Genomic DNA, 21,857 nt, shown 5'->3' on the forward strand with positions numbered 1-21,857 from the left:
TAAAGACCATGGAAATCATCGATATCCTTTTGACCGCAAATTTCTGGGCCGCAGCCCTTCGTATTGCAACACCGCTGATTTTCGGGGTGCTGGGCGCGCTGATTTGTGAACGCGCCGGAGTTCTTAACCTTGGCATCGAAGGCATTTTCACCGCCGGGGCGATGGCAGGATGGATGGCTGTCTGGCTGGGTGCCGGATTATGGGGTGGCGTTCTGGTCGCCGCCCTGGCCGGGGGATTTTTCGGCCTGATCCACGCGATCCTGACCGTGCCGCTTGGCCTTTCACAGCATGTGTCTGGGATCGGGGTGACGTTGCTGGCGACCAGTCTGTCGTATTTCACCTATCGCACGGCATTACCCGATGTGTCGTCCCCGCCGCGGATCATCCCGTTCCAGCCGCTTGATATCCCAATCCTGTCGGATTTGCCGTTTATCGGCCCAGCACTCTTTTCGCAAACAGCCCTTACGATGCTGGCGCTTGTCATGGTGTTTGTCACCGGCTGGGTTTTGTATCGCACCCCGCTTGGCCTTGCGATCCGGGCGGTTGGCGATAATCCGCCCTCGGTCGAGGCGCAAGGGTTATCGGTTTATGCGCTGCGCATCGGGGCCGTGGTTGCCGGATCAAGCCTGATGGCATTGGGCGGTGCGTTTCTGACCATGTCGGCGTTTGATGCATTTTTCTTTGGCATGATCAATGGTCGTGGCTGGGTTTGTATTGCACTGACGGTGTTTGCAAGCTGGCGACCGGGCAAGGCGTTGCTGGGTGCGTTGCTGTTTGGCGCGTTTGATGCGTTTCAGGTCCGCCTGCAAACCGAGGTCGGCGCGTTCCTGCCATCGCAGGTTTTCCTGATGATGCCTTATCTGTTATCGATTGCCGCCCTGATCATTGTCGCGCGCAAGGCCGATTATCCCAAGGCGTTGCTGGTGCCATGGTTCAAGGGGCAGCGTTGATTTGCATCACCGCCCCAGCCAACCCAAGACTCTGATGATTTAAAAGCTCCACTTTCGAAGGACGCCACCATGCAAGCCGATCTGATCCTGAAAAATGCCAATCTGCCCGATGGCCGTACCGGCGTTGATATCGCATGCAAGGATGGCAAGATCATCGAAATCGGGCCGCAATTGCCGATCCTGGCGGCCGAGGAAATCGATTGCGACGGGATGCTGGTCAGCCCGCCCTTCGTCGACAGCCATTTCCATATGGATGCGACCCTGTCCCTGGGCCTGCCACGGATGAATGAGTCAGGTACGCTGCTGGAAGGCATCGCACTTTGGGGCGAGCTTAAGCCGCTTTTAACGATAGAGGCAGTGATCGAACGTGCGCTTCGTTATTGCGATCTGGCAGTGTCCAAGGGCCTGCTTGCCATTCGAAGCCATGTCGATGTCTGTGATGACCGTCTGCTTGCGGTCGATGCGTTGCTGGATGTCAAAAAACAGGTCGCCCCCTATATTGATCTGCAACTGGTCGCCTTTCCGCAGGACGGTTATCTGCGCAGCCCGACGGCAAAGCAGAATGTCATTCGCGCACTTGATAAAGGTGTCGATGTTGTTGGCGGTATTCCGCATTTCGAGCGCACCATGGCGGACGGCGCGCAAAGCATCACCGAACTTTGCGAAATGGCGGCCAACCGGGGCCTTCGGGTTGATATGCATTGCGATGAAACCGACGACCCGCTGTCACGTCATATCGAAATGCTGGCCTATGAAACGCAGCGCCTTGGCCTTCAGGGACGGGTCGCCGGTTCGCATCTGACATCGATGCATTCGATGGATAATTATTATGTATCGAAACTGATCGCCCTGATGACCGAGGCTGAGGTCAGCGCGATTGCCAATCCGCTGATCAACATCACCCTTCAGGGACGCCACGATACATATCCCAAACGCCGCGGCATGACGCGTGTGTCCGAATTGCGCAAGGCGGGTCTTACTGTGGCATTCGGCCATGATTGCGTGATGGACCCTTGGTATTCTATGGGATCGGGCGATATGCTTGAAGTCGCATCGATGGGGCTTCATGTGGCGCAGATGACATCACGTGATGATATCCGGGCGTGTTTTGACGCGGTAACAACCGAACCGGCAAAAATCATGGGCCTTGAAGGCTACGGGATTGCGGTTGGCAACAATGCCGATTTCGTCGTGTTGCAGGCCCGCGATACAATAGAAGCCATCCGGCTGCGCGCCAACCGGCTTTATGTCATCCGGCGTGGCAACATCATCGCCGAGACCCCGTTGCAGCAAACCCGCCTGCATCTTTCGGAACGGCCAGAAACACTGCGCGGCGATGATTATGCTCCCCGTTCGGGCGATCAACAGGAATAGCGGAAACATCATGTTTTACGAACCCGGAAAAACACCCCATAACCTACCGCATGATCCGTTCAAGGCCTGCGTCGCGCCGCGTCCGATTGGCTGGATTTCGACGGTCGATAAACACGGGCACGCCAATCTGGCCCCCTATTCATTTTTCAATGCGGTTTGTGGTAATCCGCCAATGGTCATGTTTGCATCCGGTGGATCGATTGACAGCCTGAACAATGCCCGTGAAACCGGCGAGTTTATTGCCGCAGTCGCCCCGCGTGCCATGCTGCGCGAAATCAATTTCTGTTCGGCTCCGTTACCGCCGGAACAGGACGAATTTGATTATGCCGGTCTTGAAAAGGAACCCGGCAAACTGGTCCGCGCACACCGGATCAAAGGGGTGCCGATCCATATGGAATGCAAGGTGTTCCAGATTGTCGATCTGCCTGGCCCCACCCCGCAAAGCGAAAACGCGATGGTAATCGGTACAGTGGTCGGCTTGCATATCGATGATGCAATCATTCGTGACGGCATGGTCGATGTCACCCTGTTCGAGCCACTGGCAAGGCTGGGCTATCACGAATATGCCAGTGTTGCGGAAACCTTTACCGTCCGGCGCGAGGATTTCTGGTAACTGTCCCGCCGGTTTTCGACGATAAATCACGACTTTCTGTTGTTTCACGGAAACGACCCGCAATCGCAAACAAACTGTCACAGTAAAATTCTAATGTGAACTCCATCACTTGCGCCTGAACCGATGCTTAAACTGGGTTCGGGCGTTTCTTCGTATGCATTACACGATGTGGGGGATCACACCATGAAACGGACGATTGCAGCCGGTTTTGCCGGTATTGCTGCAATGCTTCTTGCGACAACGGCAATGGCGGGCGAGGCCAAGGTTTTCGAAACCAAAAGTGCGATTAACAATCTGTCGACTGTCATGGTGGATGGCGGCAAGGCACGTGACCTGACGGTTGGTTTCGGTTCGGGTGCCTATCGCCGTCCGGGTGATCCGACCAATATGTTTTATGCGGTATCGGATCGCGGTCCGAACTTTGTTTGCGATGACGTGCAGGACGTGCTTGGCGTTTCCGAAGATGTCGTTTGCCAGGGCCGCAAGGTTCGCGTCTATCCGACCCCGGATTATTCGCCGTCGATCTACACCATCTTCCTGAATGATGACGGCAGCTTTGACGTCAAGGATGTCATTGCGCTGAAAGACCAAAATGGTGTGCCACTGACCGGTTTGACCAACAAACTGTCAGTTGCCAAAACCGAAAAGCCGGTCGATGCCAATGGCAAGGAACTGGCACAGTCGGTTTCGTCGATCGATGCCGAAGGTATCATTCGCCTGTCGGATGGTTCGTACTGGATCGGTGAAGAAAATGGCCCGTCGATCCTGCATGTCGCTGCTGATGGCACGGTTAATGAACGTATTGTTCCGGCCGGCTCGGAAAAGGACTTCGAAGGTGCTGCCTATAAGGTTAGCGGCGGCCTTCCGGCGATCCTTGTCACCCGCCAGACCAACCGCGGCATTGAATCGATGGCCGTGTCGCCCGATGAAAGCAAACTGTATTTCATGGTGCAGAACCCGCTGGCGAACCCGAATGCCGATGCGTACAAAACCGCCAAGAATACCCGTCTGTTTGTCTATGACCGCGTAAAGGGCGAGCTTGCAGGCGAATATATCTATCAACTTGATGATCCGCAGACCTTCCGCAACGATCCGTCCGACAAACAGAATGCTCCACGCATTTCCGAGGTCCTTGGCCTTGGCGATGACCGCCTGCTGGTTCTGGAACGGACCGATGGCACCACCAAACTGCATGAAGTCAAACTTGATGGTGCATCGAACATTCTGGCATCGCGCTGGGACGACATGTCGACCAGCCCGTCGCTTGAACAGGAAAACGACCTGTCAAAGCTTGACCTGAAGGCAGTTGTTAAAACCCTTCGTTTTGACAGTGCCGATTATCCGATGGCCCCGACCAAGATCGAAGGTCTTGCGGTTATGGGTGACGGTGCGCTCGCCCTGATCAATGACAACGATTTCGGCATCAAGGGTGATGCCACCAAGGTACTTCTGATCGACGGTCTGGTTCAGGCCGACAAGTTCTGATCGGTAATCCCGGCACCTGACGAAGCGGGAAAGCTGTTATGCGGCTTTCCCGCTTTTTTATTGGGCGAAATCAGCGTAAAAGCGGCCCATGAAAAACGATCAGACACACACCACCCGGACTTTTGACATCCCCGACGGTATCGATGCGGTCATCGAACCGATGGATGCGACCGGCTATCTCGCCCCTGTCGGCTTTGAAGATCAGTTGCGCGCCGAACTTGGCGACGTGATCGAAAGCCACGACCGGCTGATGTTTGCACCCGGTCCAGAACGGCGTGTTTTCTGGGCGCAGAATGTCTGGCGCAACCCGGTGCGTATGGCGATCCCATCGATCAAGGGTGCGGCCAAGATCCTGAAATTCAATCAGCGCAACTGGGCCATGTTCAAGTTCGATCATTTTTCGCGTGCGAAACTGATCGAGGCCAACCTGCCGCATGTATCGGCCAAACGGCAGGTTTTTGGGGAACCGGCCCCGACCGCGCCACTGGGGTCATGGACATTGATCGATCCCGATACGATCATCGCGTCGATGGATTGTTCCAGCCCATGGAAAAACGGCGAGGTCGAGTTTGAAGAAGACAAGACCACCCCGCCCAACCGCGCCTATCTGAAACTATGGGAAGCCTTCACGCGGCTTGGGGTAACACCGCAAGCCGGTGATCGCACCATGGATCTGGGCGGCAGCCCCGGCGGCTGGACATGGGTTTTGCATGAATTTGGCACCGATGTGATCAGCATCGACAAGGCGCGGCTTGATCCCAAGATCGCCAAATTACCGCGTGTCGATTTCCGGCAGGAAAGCGCGTTCGGCCTCAATCCTGACGAAATCGGTTATATCGACTGGCTCTGTTCGGATGTGATCTGTTATCCAGACCGGTTGTTCCAGCTGGTCAATCAGTGGATAGATGCCGGGATGGCAACCAATTTCATCTGCACCATCAAGCTGCAGGGTGACACTGATTATGCCGCAATTACCCAGTTTGCCGACATTCCCGGATCAAAGGTCGTGCATCTTTACAACAACAAGCACGAACTGACCTGGATGAAGGTCCCCGGCGTGACCGATCAGGACTGACTGCACATCAACTCCTCCAATCAGGCTTCGTCATCCCCGTCATAGGCGGGGATCGCCGGATCAATCGGGTAATAGTCGCCCTTGTCCTCACAAAACATCTGGGCAGATGTCGATATGCCCGATGCACCATCAAGCGTTCCGGGTGTAATCGCAACTTCCTGCGAACGGACCGGTCGCCAGAACAGGGATGATCCGCATTCCTTGCAAAAGCCCCGGTCGCTTTGATCGGAAAGGCGATACCAGCGCAATCCTTCTTCGCGGATCAGATGCAGGGCATCCTTTTCCACCCGGGCATATGAACTGACATGGCCATGCAGTTTGCGGCACAGTTTGCAGTGACACATCTTGGTATCATGCAATTTGCCGTGCACTTCATAACGGACTTCGCCGCAATGGCAGCCGCCAGCATGAACTTTCCCGGATGGTATCGATGCGCTCATCTACCTTCCCCTTCTGATCAAATTCCGTTTCCCAGTATCTGGGCGATGGTGCATGTCATGCAAGCATGACATGTTACAATATCAATGTAATTGCTGGCAAAATTGCGACGATAATGTTTGAGCTTCGTCGCAAGCAGTCCTATTCTGCCGCTTCTGTTCGGGCCCCGGATGATGACGCCACCGCGCCAGACGCCATCCGTCGCCTTGCCTCACAAGCGATGGGATATCATGACCGATCTGTCCTTCCATTATGATGTGCTTGTCATCGGCAGCGGTGCTGCCGGTTTATCCACCGCACTGAAACTCGCCCCGCATGTAAAGGTAGCCGTTCTATCGAAGGGCAAGATTGACGATGGTTCAACCAACTGGGCGCAGGGCGGGATTGCCGCCGTTCTTGATGCCGCCGACAGCATCGAAAGCCATGTCGAAGATACCCTGATTGCCGGTGCCGGACTGTGCAAGCGCGATACCGTCGAATTTGTAGCGCGCAATGCCCCCAACGCCATCAAATGGCTTGATGAACTTGGCATTCAGTTGACCCGTGATCCGGAAGGCGGCAATGACCAGCCCTTTCACCTGACACGGGAAGGCGGGCACAGCCACCGCCGCATCGTTCATGCCGCCGACGCCACCGGGCGCGCGGTGCAGACCACCCTGCAGGGCGAGGCGGTCAAACATCCGAACATCAAGATTTTTGAGAATTACCTTGCGATTGATCTGGTGACAGACCGCAAGCTGGGCGGCGAAGGCCGCCGATGCATCGGTGCCTATGCGCTTGATCTTACAACCGGCAAGGTCCGGTCGTTCAATGCGCGCACCGTGGTGCTTGCCACCGGGGGGGCGAGCAAGGTTTACCGGTTTACGTCCAACCCCGACGGATCAACAGGCGATGGCATTGCCATGGCATGGCGTGCGGGTTGCCGGGTGATGAATATGGAATTCAGCCAGTTTCACCCGACCTGCCTGTATCATCCGCAGGCCAAATCATTCCTGATTACCGAGGCCGTTCGGGGCGAAGGTGGCAAATTGCTGCTGGCCGATGGTACGCGTTTCATGGACCGGTTTGACGAACGCGGCGAACTGGCCCCGCGTGATATTGTCGCGCGCGCGATTGACCATGAAATGAAGCGGCTGGGTGCGGATTGCGTGTACCTTGATATCACGCACAAGGGCGAGGATTTCATCCGCGAGCATTTCCCCACCATCCATGAAACCTGCCTGACATATGGCATCGACATGACCAAACAGCCGATACCGGTTGTTCCGGCAGCGCATTATACCTGCGGCGGGGTTTTGACCGACCTTCGCGGGCGCACCGATCTGACCGGGCTTTATGCGATTGGCGAATGTGCGGGAACGGGCCTTCACGGTGCGAACCGGCTGGCGTCGAACTCGCTTCTGGAATGTCTGGTATTTGGCGAGGCGGCGGCGCGCGACATTGTCGAAGCCCTTCCGGTTGATGACCGCTTCAACGACCTGCCGGACTGGGACGAAACCGGGATTACCGATTCCGACGAGGAAGTCATCGTTGCCCATAACTGGGAACAGTTGCGCAACGTGATGTGGGACTTTGTTGGCATTGTGCGCACCACCAAGCGTCTGCAACGTGCGCAGCATCGCATTGATCTTCTGTTATCAGAGATAGACGAGTATTACGGCAATTTCCGTGTCACCAATGACCTGCTTGAATTGCGCAACCTGTCGGTGGTTGCCAAGCTGATCATCCAGTCAGCATTGTGGCGCCATGAAAGCCGCGGTCTGCATTACACCACCGATTACCCGGAACGCGATGACAGCGCCACCCCGCGCCAGACCATTCTGGTGCCCGAAAACTTTGCCGGCCGCTGGGTCGTATCTGGCCAATGGAAAACCTGATCGGAGAAACAGCCATGACCGCCACCCTGATAGGTATCGCCCGCAAGCCCCGGTCCCGTGCACCGATGGAAACACTGGACAGGGTTAATGTCAGTCTTGATCTCGGTGTTGATGGCGATTATCGCGGCAGGCTTCGCAAACGCCAGATCACGGTTCTGGCCGAAGAGGACTGGCTGGCGGCCTGTGCCGAGATTAACCGCGCGGACTTGCCATGGACCACGCGCAGGGCCAATTTGCTGGTGCGGGGGATAAAACTGCCACGAACGCGTGGGGCACGTATCCGGATCGGTGATCTGGTCCTTGAAGTCACCGGCGAAACCGATCCCTGTAACCGGATGGAAGAAGCCGCCGCAGGCCTTGAAAAGGCGCTTTCCCCCGATTGGCGGGGTGGTGTTACGTGCCGCACCATCGAACCCGGTGCAATCCGCGTTGGGGACGCGGTTGTTTCTGTCTGACCGGTACTGCGTTCCATCTGGAAATCCCCTGTCGGCTTCCCACTTAAAAGGCAGAAGCATGGTCAGAGGAAAGAATGGAACTTGCTCCAATACCGCATAACGAAGCCGAACGTCAGGCCGTCATTACGCGAATGCGCATCGCAACCTTTGATGCAGAACCGGAACTGGATCGTATCACGTCGCTTGCCAAGCGTATCTTTGACGTCAAATCGGCCACGGTGACGGTTCTGGACCATGACCGGCAGATTTTCAAATCACGGGCAAATTTCGAAAAACTCGAAAGCAGCCGTGATATTTCGTTCTGCGGACATGCAATCACCCGAACCGGACCAATGGTGATCAACGATGCGCGTGCCGACCAGCGATTTTGCGACAATCCGTTGGTGGCGTGTAACGAACCGATCATTTTTTACGCCGGAATGCCTGTGCATCATCACGAGGGTTATCCGATCGGAACGCTTTGCATCTTTGACAACAAACCGCGCGAGATGAGCGAACGCGATATCGATAACCTCAAGGACCTTGCCTATCTGGTCGAGATGGTTTTGCTGCTACGGTTCGCACAATTCAGCCAGAAACGCCTTTTGCAGAACCTTGATGATGCGGTGCGCCAAAGCATGATGGACCCGATGACCGGACTATGGAACCGGCGCGGACTTGACGAAATCCTTGATCGCGAGCTGGCGCCGGATGGCGCACCGGTCCCCGAACCCTGTGGCGTTCTGTTGTGCGATATCGATCACTTCAAAGCGGTCAATGATACGCACGGGCATCTGATCGGCGATGAGGTGATCATCAGCATTGCGGGAATGCTCAAAAATCATCTGCGGGAAAACGATATCATTGCCCGGGTCGGCGGCGAGGAATTTGTTTGTGTCATTCCCGGCATGACGCGTGACATGACACCGAAAATCGCCCAGAAACTATGCGATATCCTACGCAATACCCCGATTGAAACGAGCGAGGGTAAAACACTTAATCTCACAATCTCCATCGGGGCGACGTGGCTTTCGCCTGTTATGGGCCCGATCAACCGCAAGGCGGTTTTTGAAACGGCGGACGAGGCACTTTATAGCGCAAAATACAGCGGCCGTGACAGGGTTGTCTTCAATGCTGAACCGTTGAAAGACCGCACCAAAGGATTATTTGAACGACACTAGATTCTACCTAAAATAGATCAATGTCGTCACAGGAGATTCGGCTTGAAAGTTGCACCGATACCGGAAAACGAAAGCGAACGGCAGAAATCGCTTGAAAGCATGGGTATTCTGTCGACACCTCGCGACCCGGAGCTTGACCGGATCACGCGCTTGGCCGAACGCATTTTCAAGACCGAGTTTACGGCAATTTCGCTGCTTGATGGCGATCGGCAGTTTTTCAAATCCCGGGTCAATCTGAGCGCGTCCGAAACATCGCGCGATATTTCGTTCTGCGGTCATGCCATCATGCATGACGCGCCGCTTGTCGTTGGCAATGCAATCAATGACGAGCGTTTCAGCGACAATCCCCTGGTAGCGGGTGCCCCTCATATCCGGTCTTATGTCGGTGTTCCGCTTTCGAACGCGGAAGGATTCAAGCTTGGTACACTTTGCATTATCGATTCAAAAACACGCAATTTCTCAGATAGCGAAATCGAAACCCTGAAGGATCTGGCCCACTGGGTCGAAACTGTTCTAGCGCTGCGCTATACCGAACGCAGCCAGAAACAGCTTCTGGCCGACCTTGATGCCGCCCATCGCGATGTGATGATCGACAGCCTGACCGGGGTGTGGAACCGCCGCGGGCTTGAGGAATTGCTGGCGCGCGAAATGTCAAGTTCGCGGATAAAAGGGGGTTCGGCGGGTATCTTCATGCTCGATATCGACCATTTCAAAAAGGTCAATGACAGCTATGGCCATCTGATCGGTGACAAGGTGATACAAGGGATTGCCGCGATCATGTCATCCAGCCTGCGCGATCATGACATTGTCGGCCGGTTCGGTGGCGAGGAATTTGTCTGTATCCTGCCGGGGCTTCGCCTCGAACAGACCATGTATCTGGGTTACAAGCTGTGCGATACGGTGCGTGATCAATGCCGGGTCAGCGATATGAACGGCAATCCCGTTCCGATCACGGTCAGTGTCGGGGCGACCTGGATATCCAATGAATCAACGGGACAGTACGAGCCTCACGACATCCTTAGAATTGCCGACGAAGCCCTTTACGAGGCCAAGGAAAACGGACGTGATACCGTGCGTTATCGTGCGCTTGATACGTTTGGCAGTCTCGACGATCTTAAGGATTGATCGCGGCCATAACCCGATCACGAAGGGCATCAGACCCTAGTTCATATAATCCATCAAGGGCGATATAGGGGTCCCCGCCAAGCTTCAGCAGGCGGGCAAAGGCAGGCTCGGTTTTAACTCCGCCCCGTTTCAATTGCCGGATATCTGATGCAAAGCCTTCGCCCAGAAGAGCGATCACACGCGCCTCGACCAGCATATGGCGAAAGCCGAACTGGCTTTGCGATGGCGTGCCTGTGGCAAAAATTTCGACCGGAAGGTCATCCAGAACAAACCGCACGACAATGGCCGAACCGACATGCTGCGTCGCTGGACGGTGATGCAACCCAAAACCATCAAGATAACCAAACGACGTCTGCACCCGGGCTTCGAAACCGTCAACATCCGGGCAATAGCACAAAATATCGACATCTGATCCGACGATATCAAGATTTATCGGAAAAGTTCCGGCGACAATGGGATCAAACCCGGCAAGTTCATTCCATATGCCATGCTGTAAAAGCAGACCGGCGGCCTTTTGACCACGCGCGGAAACGGATCGCAAAACATCAAGACCGCGAAAGGCATCGGGCATGAGGCTTTCGGGCCAATCCATTACCGGTTGGTTCATTGATAAATCCATTCCATTTCTTGACCCGTCTGCCATTGCACGGGATATGTATGAAATCAAATATTTTTGGCGCATGCGCGATCTGTTGATCAGATACCCACGCCGATTTCGGGACATGCCATCATATGCTTGACGTTCTGGCCATCACCAGCCCCATCTTTCTGATCATCGCCTTGGGCTATTTCGCGGTCCGGCAAAATATCATATCGCAGGATGTGGCACGCGGCATGGGCGCGTTCGTGATGAATTTTGCCCTGCCTGCCCTTCTGATCAAGACGCTATCGGGGCGCGAACCGGCCGAAATCATTCACGGCGAATTTCTGATCGCCTATGGTGGCGGGTCGCTGATCATATTGACGCTGGGCATCGCCTATACACGCTTTATTGCGCGGAAATCCTTTGCCAATGCGACCCTGCAGGGTCTTGGCATGTCCTTTTCCAATAGCGGCTTTATCGGTTATCCGGTGGCGGTACAGGTGCTTGGCCCACCGGCAGCAATCGCGCTTACACTATGTGTAATGATCGAAACCCTGGTAATGATGCCGCTTGTTCTTGTTCTTGGTGACAGTGCCAATAACAACGGCCACGGACGCCTTCACGTTCTTGGAAATGCGATAAAAAGCCTGTGCAAGACACCAATCATCATTGCGATTTTTATTGGGCTTTGTCTTGCCCTTACAGGAATCAACTTGCCCGGTCCGGCCCTGAAGGCAATCGATATGCTGGCCATGGCATCCGGCCCGGTGGCCCTGTTTGTCATCGGTGCAGGACTGGTCGGGTTGAAGCTGAAAGGCATGCGGATTGACATGGCCCGCATTGTCTTCGGCAAGCTGGTCCTGCATCCGGTTGCCGTATTCACTCTGGTTTGGATACTGCCGCCAATGGAACCGGTTTTACAGATTGCGGCAGTCAGTTTCGCCTGTTCTCCGATGCTAAGCATCTACGCCATCTTTGGGCAACGTTATGGCCATGAAGGATTGTGTGCCGCATCGCTTATGGTTGCGACATTGCTATCCTTCATCACCATTTCAACGGCACTTTGGCTTCTTGATATCACGCAGGTCTTCGGGCCCATGCCCTAAGTGGGCTTAACCACCCGGCCCGCGACCACCGTTACGGCCGAATGGCGGCGGAGGAGGACGATCCCCCGGAAAGCCTTTTGGCCCGCCAAAACCACCGCCGGGTCGTTGGCCGCCCGGTCCGCCACCTGGTCCACCGCCCGGTCCAAGACCACCCGGCCCCCGGGCAAAGCTTGGATCGGATTGGCCCGCAAGAAAGCGCGGAATGAAGGGGAAACTTTCTGTCACGAAATAGGCATAGGTACCGCCGGGGTATTCCGGGGTAACGGTTTCACGGCCATTGGCTTCGTCAAGGTCACCAAGGCCGGGGACAAATTCATAATCTTCGCCAAAGGTGCCATCATAACTGCCACCCGGCCCGCCCGGACGCACACCTTTTTTCACGCGCCACGAACTACTCAGCGCCTTGACCCCGGCATCGGGTCTCTCAGGATCATGATAGCCAAACAGGGCATAGATCGGGAAACCATCTGCGGCGAAACCGATGCGGATTGAATGCTGTTCCGGTGACCAGCTTTTGATCAAACCCTTTGGCATGCCGTGATAGTGATACGTGCCATCGGGCTGCACATGGGCGTTGTTTTCATCAAGACCAAGATCAAGCGTGGGCGATATCGCCTCGTACCGCCATCCGGATTGCCGATCACGCTGCCAGTATTCAGCGGTGAAAGGGTCAAACGGCACCCCATTGACCGCAATCCCGAACAGACCGTGGGTGTTGGGTATGAAGCGCCCGGTTCTTTGCGGATTGACCGGCAGACGAAATTCAAGCGACTGTGCCTTGATGCTGTTAGGATTGTGACGATTGGGGAAGCTGCCGGTCGCGTGATCCGGGATCGCGTTGGAGCGGATGTAACGATATTGCCCGTCTTCGCGGATATTGACCTCATTGCTGATCGCCCAGGCCTGCCGCACCGGGTTAAGCACCATGGCCGCGAGCGGCAACATGCCAAGCCCGACCAGCATATTGCGACGCATCCGGTCAATTTCGGGTGCGTGATTATCGCGATAAACGCCTTCATCCACCTCATGATCGTGATGAGGATGATGGTGATCATGACCGTGATGATCATGTCGGCCTTTTAGTGTCATTACTGTTCCCCCGGTTTCTTCCCCCGACCGGACGGCTCCCAATGCCATCCGATTTTATAGTGGGGATTGAAACGGGAGGATTCCAGTAAAAAACGTCCTAAGTGGTCGCTTCCCCGGCATGGGCAAGGATTTCTTCGGCCTCCCGGATTTCCTGCTGCTGGGCCCACATTTCGGCATAAAGGCCGTCCTGTTCCAAAAGGTCCTGATGGCGGCCACGTTCCGCGACCTGCCCGTCACGCAACACGATGATTTCATCGGCATCGATCACGGTCGAAAGCCGGTGCGCAATCACCAGCGTCGTATGCCCGCGCGACACATCGCGAAGTGCCTGCTGGATGTCTTTTTCGGTACGGGTATCAAGGGCCGACGTTGCCTCGTCAAAGATCATGACTTTCGGACGTTTCAGCAACATGCGCGCAATCGACACACGCTGCTTTTCTCCGCCGGAAAGTTTAAGCCCGCGTTCACCGACCATGGTTTTAAAGCCCTGCGGTAGACCGGCGATGAAGCCATCGATACTGGCGAGTTTGGCAGCATTGTTGATTTCCGCCTCGTCCGCGCCGGGTCGGCCATAGGCGATGTTATAGGCAATCGTATCGTTAAACAGGACCGTGTCCTGCGGGACGATACCAATCGAGCGACGCAGGGATGTCTGCGACACATCGCGGATATCCTGCCCGTCAATCGTGATCCTGCCCGATGATACATCATAGAAACGGAACATCAGACGGGTGAGGGTCGATTTTCCCGCCCCGCTCGGCCCGACGACGGCAACGGTTTTGCCCGCCGGAACCTCGAAACTGACACCTTTCAGTATCTGGCGGTCGGGATTATAGGCGAATTTGACATCCTCGAACCGGATTGCCGCCTCGCCGCACGCCAATGCCGGTGCGCCAATCTTGTCTTCGACTTCCTTTTCAACGTCGAGTAACGAAAACATACGTTCCATGTCAGTCAGCGACTGCTTGATCTGGCGATAGACAAAACCAAGGAAGTTGAGCGGCATATAAAGCTGCAAAAGATAGGTATTCACCAGCACAAAGTCACCAACGGTCATATTGCCGTTTTTAACGCCATTTGCCGCCAGAAGCATATTCAGAACCAGACCGACTGCAATGATCGCACCCTGCCCGATATTGAGTTTGGACAGGGATTCCTGTGACTTCACCGCAGCCGTTTCATAGCCGCGCAGGGCATTGTCATAACGACGGGATTCGTGATCCTCGTTATTGAAATACTTGACCGTTTCATAGTTGATCAGACTATCGATGGCCTTGGTGTTGGCCTCGTCATCGCGCTGGTTCATTTCGCGGCGGAACTTCATTCGCCATTCGGTGACGATCAGGGTAAAGGCGATATAGATCACGATGGTGACAAACGTGATCAGCGCGAACCAGAAATCATACAGCACCCAAAGAATGCCCGAGACCATGAAGATTTCAAGCAGGGTCGGCAGGATGTTGAACAGCATGAAGGATAAAAGGAATTCGATCCCCTTGACCCCGCGTTCAATGGCGCGCGAAAGCCCGCCCATCTGGCGATCCAGATGGAACCGCAGCGACAGGGCATGCAGATGTTCAAAAACACCAAGGGCAGATGTCCGAATGGCGCGTTGCGCGACCTTGGCAAAAACAGCATCGCGCAATTCCCCGAAGGCCGAAGATAAAACACGCACAAGCCCGTAGGCGACGATCATCCCCACTGGCACAACGATCAGGGATGTCGTGTCCGCACCTGCGGAGCCGGTACCAGCTTTGCCGCCGCCAAGGGCATCAACCGCGTATTTATACAGAACCGGGACATAAACGTTGGCGATCTTCGCCCCGACCAGAAACAGCAGGGCGATCACCACACGGGTCTTGAGCTCGAACTCGCCACGCGGCCACAGATACGGCAGAAAAGTCTTAACAACACCAAATTCAGCGCGGGCTGATGGCTGGTTATCACCCATATTTTTCACGTTCTTATCCCCTGGTGGGCATGATGTGGCGTGTCCGGCACAGCCCCGACTTTCTGATTGACGTCCCGCTTTCCCAAAACAACAGATGGCCCGTAATCAATGATTTGGCAAGCAAGCCGGACAAGAAAGCGTGTCTTGCCGTCTACGGGATAGTTCGCAAAACATTGATTTATCGACGCTAGACGATTGCAGTTGCGCGGTCAGAGGGATATTTTGTCAAATTGTCGATAAAATTGCGATAAGCCCGCCCCGGCAATTCCGGCCCGCGGGACATCTTCAAGGAACGGAACCAGGACCATGACGGCACTTGCCAGCATCGAAAACCAGAACATCGCGGCATTAATGCGCGACATGGGCATCAATGCCCGTGAAGCTTCGCTGAAACTGGCACAGGTCCCGTCCGAACCAAAAACCAATGCCCTTAAAGCGGCCGCACGCAAATTGCGCGAAAATGCCGATATCATTCTGGCCGCCAATGCACGCGACATGGAAGCAGGTCGCGCCAAGGGTCTGACGCCCGCCCTGCTGGACCGCCTTGCGCTTGATCCCGCACGCATCGAAAGCATGGCAGCCGGAGTCGAGGCGGTTGCGGACCTTGCCGATCCGGTTGGCCGCGAACTGGCCCGCTGGAGCCCGGAGCGCAACGGGCTTGATATCGCACGCGTATCGGTACCGCTTGGCGTGATCGGTATCATTTATGAAAGCCGCCCAAATGTGACCGCCGATGCCGGTGCCATGTGCATTAAATCGGGCAATGCCGCGATCCTGCGCGGCGGTTCGGAAAGCTTCAATTCATCGCGTGCGATATTCGATTGCATGCTCGCCGGTATTCTTGATGCCGGTTTGCCTGAACATGCGCTTCAGATGATCCCGGTTACGGATCGCGCCGCGGTTGGCGAGATGCTGAAACTGTCCGATTATATTGATGTCATCGTCCCGCGCGGTGGCAAATCGCTAATTGCGCGGATAACCGATGAAAGCCGCATTCCGTTGTTCAAGCATCTGGAAGGGCTTTGCCATACCTATATACATGCCAGTGCGGATGTTACCAAAGTCGTTGATATCGTGGTGAATGCCAAAATGCGTCGGACCGGCATTTGCGGCGCAACCGAAACCATCCTGATCGATCAGGCGGTTGCCGATGATCTGTTGCCGAAAATTGCCGCCGTCCTTGCCGACAAGGGGTGTGAATTGCGCGGTGATGCCCGCGCGCAGAAAGCCGATAATCGCATTCTGCCCGCAACCGACGAGGATTGGGTCACTGAATATCTTGATGCGATTGTGTCGATCAAGGTCATCAACGGGGTCAATGAGGCAGTCAGCCATATCAACACATATGGATCGCACCATACCGATGCGATTCTGGCCGAGGATGCCGATGCGACCGCCACCTTCCTGAACGGTGTTGATTCCGGCATCGTGATCGTCAACGCATCGACCCAGTTTGCCGATGGCGGCGAATTTGGCATGGGGGCGGAAATCGGCATTTCGACGGGCAAGCTGCATGCACGCGGTCCGGTCGGAGTCGAACAGCTGACCAGCTATAAATACATCGTGCGCGGCACCGGCCAGACCCGCCCATGAGCTTTTCTACGCCCAGAAGCCATAGTGCCCCGCCCCGCGTCGGATTGCTGGGCGGGTCCTTTAATCCGGCACATGAAGGGCACTTTCATATATCGCTTGAAGCGTTGAAAAGCCTGCGTCTTGACGCGGTCTGGTGGCTGGTGTCTCCGCAAAACCCGCTAAAGCCGACGCAGGGCATGGCAGACCTTGCCGACCGGTTCGATTCGGCATTGATGATGGCAAAGCATCCCCGCATTGTTGTTTCTGCAATTGAATCAGAACTTGGAACCCGCTATACGGCCGACACTCTCGCAGCCTTGCAGCGTCGTTTTACCCGAACGCGGTTCGTATGGCTGATGGGGGCGGACAATCTGGCCCAGTTTCATAAATGGAAATGGTGGGACAGGTTGATTTTGCGCGCTCCCATTGCGGTCCTTGACCGTGAGGGGTATTCTAACAAGGCATTGTCCGGGACGGCAGCCAAGCGTATGGAACGCTGGCGCATCCCATCGGACAGGGCGGGTTTGCTGGCCGATCTCGATGTTCCGGCCTGGGTTTACCTGCCAATAAAGCGCCATCCGGCCTCTTCGACCGCAATCCGCGCCGAAGGCAGATGGCAGGTTTGACCGGCGGGAATTTCCCGAATCCGAATTGGATCGGGATTTCTCGCGTAAATTGAGGTGGCGACCATAGGTACCGCAAAAAAGACTCTGACCCCGGGCGAGCTCCTTGCCCTTATCCAGAGCACGCTCGAAGACGACAAGGCCGAAGACCTTGTCACCATTGATCTGACCGATAAAACCTCCCTTGCCGATCATATGATCATTGCAACCGGCTCATCCTCTCGCAGGGTCGCGTCAATGGCAGAACATATTGTCGAAAAGCTGAAAGATGCCGGCCAGGGCCGTGCAATGGCCGAAGGCAAGGAACAGGGTGACTGGGTACTGGTTGATGCCGGCGATGTCATCGTTCACCTGTTCCGCCCGGAAGTTCGCGCTTTTTACAACATCGAACAGATGTGGGGCGTTGAAAACCCGGCGCTTAAACAGCAGGCGGCGCGGCTGTATTAATACAGTCCGCCCCGGTTTGCCCTGACCACCGCGGGGATCGGCTATCGGTGGTCCCCATGCGGGCCAAAGCCGGATCGGAAAGATGCAAATTACCCTTGCTGCAGTGGGCCGGATGAAGAACGGCCCCGAAAAAGATCTTTTTGACTATTACGCGGCGCGCCTGCGCTGGCCCTTTGCCGTGCGGGAAGTCGAAGAAAAGAAAAAGCTTCCACCCAATCAGCTCAAAAACCGCGAAGCGGAGCTTTTGCTGGGCGTCATCCCCGATAATGCCTTTCTGATCGCACTTGACGAGCGCGGACAAGAATACGGTTCCATCGATTTTGCCGCAAAACTTGAAGGCTGGATCGATCAATATGCAGGAAATATCGCCTTTGCCATTGGCGGAGCCGATGGGCATGGAGACGCCATCAAATCACGCGCCAATACGCTCTGGTCACTTGGCAAGGCGACATGGCCCCATATGCTGGTGCGCGCCCTGATTGCCGAACAGCTTTTCCGCGCCCACGCGATCCAGACCAATCATCCCTATCACCGGGAATAATCCCGAAGTCACCAAAAGCATCGGTTCCCCCACTCTTGGATAAGTTGTTTCAAAATTTATCCCTGAGTATTCCTCCATCTGTTTGAGAAGGGGAATTAACGATGAAAACCAGATACTTAAAGATTGCCGCCGTTATCGGTTTGGCAATGCTGACCGGCGCGTGCGCAGCTTCGCGTAGCGTTGTCGAAATTCAGGAACCGGCCAAAATTGAGAACCCGGCGACTGGGCCGGCCGTTAAAATCGTTTCGGTCGAAGACAAACGCCGGTTCGAGATTGATCCGTCCACACCAGATATCCCGTCACTGTCGAATGACGAGATTGATGATGTCACCTTTACGTCGCGTGCCTATGCCCGCAAACGCAATGGTTACGGAATGGCGATGGGGGATGTTTTGCTGCCCGAAGGCAAAACCGTTGCCGATGCTGTCAACAAGGCAATCTCCAACGGCTTCAAACAGGCCGGATACCGTGTTCTTGAACCGGGGGACGCCGAATATGACAGCGCCGACGCCGTCGATGCCGACCTGATCAAGTTCTGGTCATGGTTTGAACCCGGTTTCTGGCAGGTCACGGTGCATAACAAGTCCGAAGTGACGTTGAAGGGCAATGAACTGAACAAGGGCGAACCGGTTACAGTCACCGACAGCTATCAGGAAAAGATGCAGATGGTCCTTGACAGCGACTGGCAAAGCAGTGCTGTTAATGCCCTTCGCGAACTTTCATCAAAGATTGCCGAAAAGCTGGAAACCTTGAAATAACCAGCCTTACCGCAAATCATACTGCATGCGCACAACACCGGACTTGTAGTGTTCCGATGCCACCAGTTTCAGTGTTGTGCCCGCAGCATCCCGGCCAAACAGCCGGATGCCATCCCCCAGAATTTCCGGAATGATGAACATTTCAAGTTGATCGACAAGACCGCCAAACAGGAACTGGGTCACGACACTGGCCCCGCCGACGATCCAGACATCGCCGGTATCGGACCTGTCATCGCGAAGCAATCTTGCCAGTTCGACAAGACTGCCGCCATAGGCCTCTGTATTGGCCGGACGTTTATCGGGTAAATCGCGCGATGTCAGAACAATCGTGCGGCGATCCTCATAAGGCCATTCACCAAATTCCATCACCTGATCAAAGGTTTTTCGCCCGATGATCAGTGTTCCCACGGTGCCCAGAAAGCCCTCAAAATCGAACTCGGCCGGATCGAAATCATCGAGCCAGTCAACCGCACCATTGGTGCGCGCGATATAGCCATCCAGACTGACCGCAATATAGATGCGGAACAGTTTCTTTTTCATGCTTTGCCCAACCTGTTCGGGGTCTTTGCCCCGTTATCAATTACTTGAGCATATCAGAATACAGATCCAAGGTGGCAAGAATCAGGCCGGACGAAAAACACCTCCAAAACAATGGCTTCGGAGGTGTGTGAGGGTCATTTCGACAGGCAAATCAGCATTCAACGACGTTGACATTAACCGCAAGCCCGCCCTGGCTGGTTTCCTTGTATTTGCTTTGCATGTCGATACCGGTCTGGCGCATGGTTTCGATCACCTTGTCGAGGGACACTGTATGCTGACCATCACCGCGCATCGCCAGACGGGCGGCATTGATCGCCTTGACCGCCCCCATGGTGTTGCGTTCGATGCAAGGCACCTGCACCAGACCGCCAATCGGATCACAGGTCAGGCCAAGGTTATGTTCCATACCAATCTCGGCGGCGTTTTCAACCTGTTCTGGCGTGCCGCCCATAACCGCACAAAGGGCACCGGCTGCCATCGAACAGGCGACACCAACCTCACCCTGACAACCGACTTCGGCAGCCGATATCGAGGCGCGTTTTTTATAAATCGAACCAATGGCCGCCGCGGTTAACAGGAATTCGCGTATTTTTCCCTGTGTGACATTGGCCCCGAACCGTTCGTAATAGCGCAGCACGGCGGGAATGACGCCTGCTGCCCCGTTGGTCGGCGCCGTAACCACGCGCGAACCCGCAGCATTTTCTTCGTTCACCGCAAGGGCATAGAGATTGACCCAGTCGATCACGGTCAACGGATCCTTAAGCCCGGCTTCGGGCCGTTCGGTCAGTTCAAGGTAAAGTTTACGCGCGCGCCGTTTGACATTCAGCCCGCCGGGCAGAATACCATCCGACTTGCAGCCCCGTTCGATGCAATCCATCATCGCGCGATGCACGCGATCAACGAATTCCTCGGTTTCGGCGGGGTCGCGCCAGCTTTTTTCATTTTCGGCCATGACTTCGGCAATAGACAGCTTTTCCTGTTTGCAGATCGCCATCAATTCGTCGGCCGAGGAAAAAGGATAAGGCAGCGTTATGTTATCGCCGGAATATTCCGCCCCACGATCATCTCCCGAGACGATAAATCCACCCCCGACCGAGAAATATTCCTGTTTGTGCAAAACAATACCATCATGGTCGAAGGCGGTGATCCGCATACCATTGGGATGTTCGGGCAGGCTTTCGGCCATGTGAAACACAAGATTGGTATCGCGGTTAAAGGAAACCGGATGGCGACCATAAAGCTGTAATTCGCGGTCCCGGTCAATCGCATCCATCGTCGGTGCGATCCGGTCGGGATCAACAGAACGCGGTCGTTCCCCCGAAAGCCCCATGATCACCGCGGTATCGGTGGCGTGCCCCTTGCCGGTCAGGGCAAGCGATCCGTAAAGATCAACAATTACCGAGCCGATTTTTTCCAAAATGTTCCGGGCTTCGAGTTCCAGACAGAACCGATAGCCTGCCCGCATCGGACCGACGGTATGCGAACTCGATGGCCCGATCCCGATGGTATAAAGATCGACAACGGAAAGGTTAACGTCTTGCGGACGTTGTTTGTTTTCTTCGGTCAAAAGGGCCTCCCACGGCTCTTTGTCATGCGGAAAAATGCCGCACGACGTTATAGAACCGGTGTCTTGCCCCCTCTGTCCCTTGACCTGAGATTGTGCACCCTGCCACCAAAAACAACCGCCTTTGACAACATGGCTTCATCCTTCGGTGGAAATATGGTTCCGGGCGTTGGCCCCGTACCGCTTTCTCTCTCCAGAGCCTCAATCCGCAACGGTCCATCTGCCTGAGAGTTTTCGGGGCTATTGCTCCTTCGGCGCCGATCTGATCGCAGAATCAAAGCGGGCTCTCCCATCGCGGTTATTCGAGGTATCACCGTTGCATGCCAGATTACAGGCAGGTGGCAAGCCTTGTCAAAAAGCAGCTTTGCAACCGCACAAAAAATACCCGGCCGGAAGGCTGTTCAATGCTTCCATTCATGATAGATTGCGCGTTGAAAATGCTATGATTGGCAGCGTCTGATGGCGGACCCACCGCGCCCGACGTCATTGTACGGATGGTGAAATTACCGGAAAATAACCATCTTTACCGGT

At 55.2% G+C, this 21,857-nt stretch carries 21 protein-coding genes and 2 riboswitches; of the genes, 15 read left to right on the forward strand and 6 right to left on the reverse strand.

Going from position 1 to position 21,857, the window contains the following annotated elements:
• Positions 1-8: 8 nt before the first annotated feature.
• The 5 genes from AUP42_RS10590 (at position 9) to AUP42_RS10610 (ending at position 5,497) form a co-directional block, all read left to right on the forward strand.
• A complete protein-coding gene (locus AUP42_RS10590; protein ID WP_062951583.1) occupies positions 9-950 on the forward strand; it encodes an ABC transporter permease in 942 nt (313 codons plus the stop codon).
• A 69-nt stretch (positions 951-1,019) separates the two neighbouring features.
• Positions 1,020-2,324, forward strand: a complete 1,305-nt coding sequence (locus tag AUP42_RS10595) for an amidohydrolase family protein (protein WP_062951584.1) — start codon at positions 1,020-1,022, stop codon at positions 2,322-2,324.
• Positions 2,325-2,334: 10 nt separating this feature from the next.
• Positions 2,335-2,937 carry a flavin reductase family protein gene (locus AUP42_RS10600; RefSeq protein WP_062951585.1) on the forward strand — a complete coding sequence of 201 codons (603 nt, stop codon included), beginning with the start codon at positions 2,335-2,337 and terminating at the stop codon, positions 2,935-2,937.
• Between the two features lie 183 nt (positions 2,938-3,120).
• Positions 3,121-4,422: an esterase-like activity of phytase family protein gene (locus AUP42_RS10605; RefSeq protein WP_062951586.1), complete on the forward strand. Its 1,302-nt coding sequence runs from the start codon at positions 3,121-3,123 to the stop codon at positions 4,420-4,422.
• Positions 4,423-4,510: 88 nt separating this feature from the next.
• Positions 4,511-5,497 carry an SAM-dependent methyltransferase gene (locus AUP42_RS10610; RefSeq protein WP_082824729.1) on the forward strand — a complete coding sequence of 329 codons (987 nt, stop codon included), beginning with the start codon at positions 4,511-4,513 and terminating at the stop codon, positions 5,495-5,497.
• A gap of 20 nt (positions 5,498-5,517) precedes the next feature.
• Here the strand turns inward: AUP42_RS10610 and AUP42_RS10615 are convergent, their stop codons facing one another.
• Positions 5,518-5,937, reverse strand: coding sequence for a GFA family protein (locus tag AUP42_RS10615; protein ID WP_062951587.1), 420 nt, complete (start codon positions 5,935-5,937; stop codon positions 5,518-5,520).
• Positions 5,938-6,165: 228 nt separating this feature from the next.
• On the opposite strand from AUP42_RS10615, the gene nadB reads away from it, so the two are divergent.
• The 4 genes from nadB (at position 6,166) to AUP42_RS10635 (ending at position 10,552) form a co-directional block, all read left to right on the forward strand.
• Positions 6,166-7,812 carry an L-aspartate oxidase gene (gene nadB / locus AUP42_RS10620; protein WP_181850029.1) on the forward strand — a complete coding sequence of 549 codons (1,647 nt, stop codon included), beginning with the start codon at positions 6,166-6,168 and terminating at the stop codon, positions 7,810-7,812.
• A gap of 14 nt (positions 7,813-7,826) precedes the next feature.
• Positions 7,827-8,267 carry an MOSC domain-containing protein gene (locus AUP42_RS10625; RefSeq protein WP_062951668.1) on the forward strand — a complete coding sequence of 147 codons (441 nt, stop codon included), beginning with the start codon at positions 7,827-7,829 and terminating at the stop codon, positions 8,265-8,267.
• Positions 8,268-8,341: 74 nt separating this feature from the next.
• Complete coding sequence (locus AUP42_RS10630; protein WP_062951588.1) at positions 8,342-9,427, forward strand: sensor domain-containing diguanylate cyclase; 1,086 nt, start codon at positions 8,342-8,344, stop codon at positions 9,425-9,427.
• Between the two features lie 42 nt (positions 9,428-9,469).
• A complete protein-coding gene (locus AUP42_RS10635) occupies positions 9,470-10,552 on the forward strand; it encodes a sensor domain-containing diguanylate cyclase (protein ID WP_062951589.1) in 1,083 nt (360 codons plus the stop codon).
• Here the strand turns inward: AUP42_RS10635 and AUP42_RS10640 are convergent.
• On the reverse strand, positions 10,542-11,159 hold the full coding sequence (locus AUP42_RS10640; protein ID WP_197468268.1) for a DUF4269 domain-containing protein: 618 nt from the start codon (positions 11,157-11,159) through the stop codon (positions 10,542-10,544). The two genes, AUP42_RS10635 and AUP42_RS10640, sit on opposite strands and share 11 nt — an antisense overlap.
• Positions 11,160-11,284: 125 nt before the next feature.
• On the opposite strand from AUP42_RS10640, the gene AUP42_RS10645 reads away from it, so the two are divergent.
• Positions 11,285-12,241, forward strand: a complete 957-nt coding sequence (locus AUP42_RS10645; protein ID WP_062951591.1) for an AEC family transporter — start codon at positions 11,285-11,287, stop codon at positions 12,239-12,241.
• Between the two features lie 6 nt (positions 12,242-12,247).
• On the opposite strand, the gene AUP42_RS10650 is transcribed toward AUP42_RS10645, so the two are convergent.
• On the reverse strand, positions 12,248-13,330 hold the full coding sequence (locus AUP42_RS10650; RefSeq protein ID WP_197468269.1) for a YHYH protein: 1,083 nt from the start codon (positions 13,328-13,330) through the stop codon (positions 12,248-12,250).
• Between the two features lie 97 nt (positions 13,331-13,427).
• Positions 13,428-15,281, reverse strand: a complete 1,854-nt coding sequence (locus AUP42_RS10655; RefSeq protein ID WP_062951670.1) for an ABCB family ABC transporter ATP-binding protein/permease — start codon at positions 15,279-15,281, stop codon at positions 13,428-13,430.
• 306 nt (positions 15,282-15,587) lie between these two features.
• Between AUP42_RS10655 and AUP42_RS10660 the strand changes: the two genes are divergently transcribed.
• From AUP42_RS10660 to AUP42_RS10680, 5 genes are all read left to right on the forward strand, one after another.
• Positions 15,588-16,874, forward strand: coding sequence for a glutamate-5-semialdehyde dehydrogenase (locus AUP42_RS10660; RefSeq protein ID WP_062951592.1), 1,287 nt, complete (start codon positions 15,588-15,590; stop codon positions 16,872-16,874).
• Positions 16,871-17,479 carry a nicotinate-nucleotide adenylyltransferase gene (locus AUP42_RS10665; RefSeq protein ID WP_062951593.1) on the forward strand — a complete coding sequence of 203 codons (609 nt, stop codon included), beginning with the start codon at positions 16,871-16,873 and terminating at the stop codon, positions 17,477-17,479. The genes AUP42_RS10660 and AUP42_RS10665 overlap by 4 nt, the downstream gene beginning before the upstream one ends.
• Before the next feature lie 54 nt (positions 17,480-17,533).
• Positions 17,534-17,923, forward strand: coding sequence for a ribosome silencing factor (rsfS, locus tag AUP42_RS10670; protein WP_062951594.1), 390 nt, complete (start codon positions 17,534-17,536; stop codon positions 17,921-17,923).
• A gap of 82 nt (positions 17,924-18,005) precedes the next feature.
• The gene (gene rlmH, locus AUP42_RS10675) at positions 18,006-18,464 is read left to right on the forward strand and encodes a 23S rRNA (pseudouridine(1915)-N(3))-methyltransferase RlmH (RefSeq protein WP_062951595.1); all 459 of its coding nucleotides are present in this window, start codon (positions 18,006-18,008) and stop codon (positions 18,462-18,464) included.
• Between the two features lie 101 nt (positions 18,465-18,565).
• Positions 18,566-19,222 (forward strand): hypothetical protein, encoded by a 657-nt coding sequence (locus AUP42_RS10680; protein WP_062951596.1) that lies wholly within the window; start codon positions 18,566-18,568, stop codon positions 19,220-19,222.
• A 6-nt stretch (positions 19,223-19,228) separates the two neighbouring features.
• Here AUP42_RS10680 and AUP42_RS10685 read toward each other — a convergent pair whose 3' ends face one another.
• Together AUP42_RS10685 and AUP42_RS10690 are read right to left on the reverse strand one after the other, a co-directional pair.
• Entirely contained in the window at positions 19,229-19,762 is a 534-nt protein-coding gene (locus tag AUP42_RS10685; protein WP_062951597.1) for a dihydrofolate reductase family protein, read from the reverse strand.
• 151 nt (positions 19,763-19,913) lie between these two features.
• The gene (locus AUP42_RS10690; protein WP_062951598.1) at positions 19,914-21,329 is read right to left on the reverse strand and encodes an L-serine ammonia-lyase; all 1,416 of its coding nucleotides are present in this window, start codon (positions 21,327-21,329) and stop codon (positions 19,914-19,916) included.
• Between the two features lie 70 nt (positions 21,330-21,399).
• Positions 21,400-21,525, reverse strand: a riboswitch (glycine riboswitch).
• Between the two features lie 3 nt (positions 21,526-21,528).
• Positions 21,529-21,628, reverse strand: a riboswitch (glycine riboswitch).
• Positions 21,629-21,857: the final 229 nt, after the last annotated feature.

The organism is Thalassospira lucentensis, assembly GCF_001613805.1.
GTDB classification, from domain to species: domain Bacteria; phylum Pseudomonadota; class Alphaproteobacteria; order Rhodospirillales; family Thalassospiraceae; genus Thalassospira; species Thalassospira lucentensis_A.

Bases quoted from the DNA above. Each gene is read 5' to 3' on its own strand.
- AUP42_RS10590 (WP_062951583.1), top strand. From the start codon at position 9: ATGGAAATCATCGATATCCTTTTGACCGCAAATTTCTGGGCCGCAGCC.
- AUP42_RS10595 (WP_062951584.1), top strand. From the start codon at position 1,020: ATGCAAGCCGATCTGATCCTGAAAAATGCCAATCTGCCCGATGGCCGT.
- AUP42_RS10600 (WP_062951585.1), top strand. From the start codon at position 2,335: ATGTTTTACGAACCCGGAAAAACACCCCATAACCTACCGCATGATCCG.
- AUP42_RS10605 (WP_062951586.1), top strand. From the start codon at position 3,121: ATGAAACGGACGATTGCAGCCGGTTTTGCCGGTATTGCTGCAATGCTT.
- AUP42_RS10610 (WP_082824729.1), top strand. From the start codon at position 4,511: ATGAAAAACGATCAGACACACACCACCCGGACTTTTGACATCCCCGAC.
- AUP42_RS10615 (WP_062951587.1), bottom strand. From the start codon at position 5,937: ATGAGCGCATCGATACCATCCGGGAAAGTTCATGCTGGCGGCTGCCAT.
- nadB (WP_181850029.1), top strand. From the start codon at position 6,166: ATGACCGATCTGTCCTTCCATTATGATGTGCTTGTCATCGGCAGCGGT.
- AUP42_RS10625 (WP_062951668.1), top strand. From the start codon at position 7,827: ATGACCGCCACCCTGATAGGTATCGCCCGCAAGCCCCGGTCCCGTGCA.
- AUP42_RS10630 (WP_062951588.1), top strand. From the start codon at position 8,342: ATGGAACTTGCTCCAATACCGCATAACGAAGCCGAACGTCAGGCCGTC.
- AUP42_RS10640 (WP_197468268.1), bottom strand. From the start codon at position 11,159: ATGAACCAACCGGTAATGGATTGGCCCGAAAGCCTCATGCCCGATGCC.
- AUP42_RS10645 (WP_062951591.1), top strand. From the start codon at position 11,285: ATGCTTGACGTTCTGGCCATCACCAGCCCCATCTTTCTGATCATCGCC.
- AUP42_RS10650 (WP_197468269.1), bottom strand. From the start codon at position 13,330: ATGACACTAAAAGGCCGACATGATCATCACGGTCATGATCACCATCAT.
- AUP42_RS10655 (WP_062951670.1), bottom strand. From the start codon at position 15,281: ATGGGTGATAACCAGCCATCAGCCCGCGCTGAATTTGGTGTTGTTAAG.
- AUP42_RS10660 (WP_062951592.1), top strand. From the start codon at position 15,588: ATGACGGCACTTGCCAGCATCGAAAACCAGAACATCGCGGCATTAATG.
- AUP42_RS10665 (WP_062951593.1), top strand. From the start codon at position 16,871: ATGAGCTTTTCTACGCCCAGAAGCCATAGTGCCCCGCCCCGCGTCGGA.
- rlmH (WP_062951595.1), top strand. From the start codon at position 18,006: ATGCAAATTACCCTTGCTGCAGTGGGCCGGATGAAGAACGGCCCCGAA.
- AUP42_RS10680 (WP_062951596.1), top strand. From the start codon at position 18,566: ATGAAAACCAGATACTTAAAGATTGCCGCCGTTATCGGTTTGGCAATG.
- AUP42_RS10685 (WP_062951597.1), bottom strand. From the start codon at position 19,762: ATGAAAAAGAAACTGTTCCGCATCTATATTGCGGTCAGTCTGGATGGC.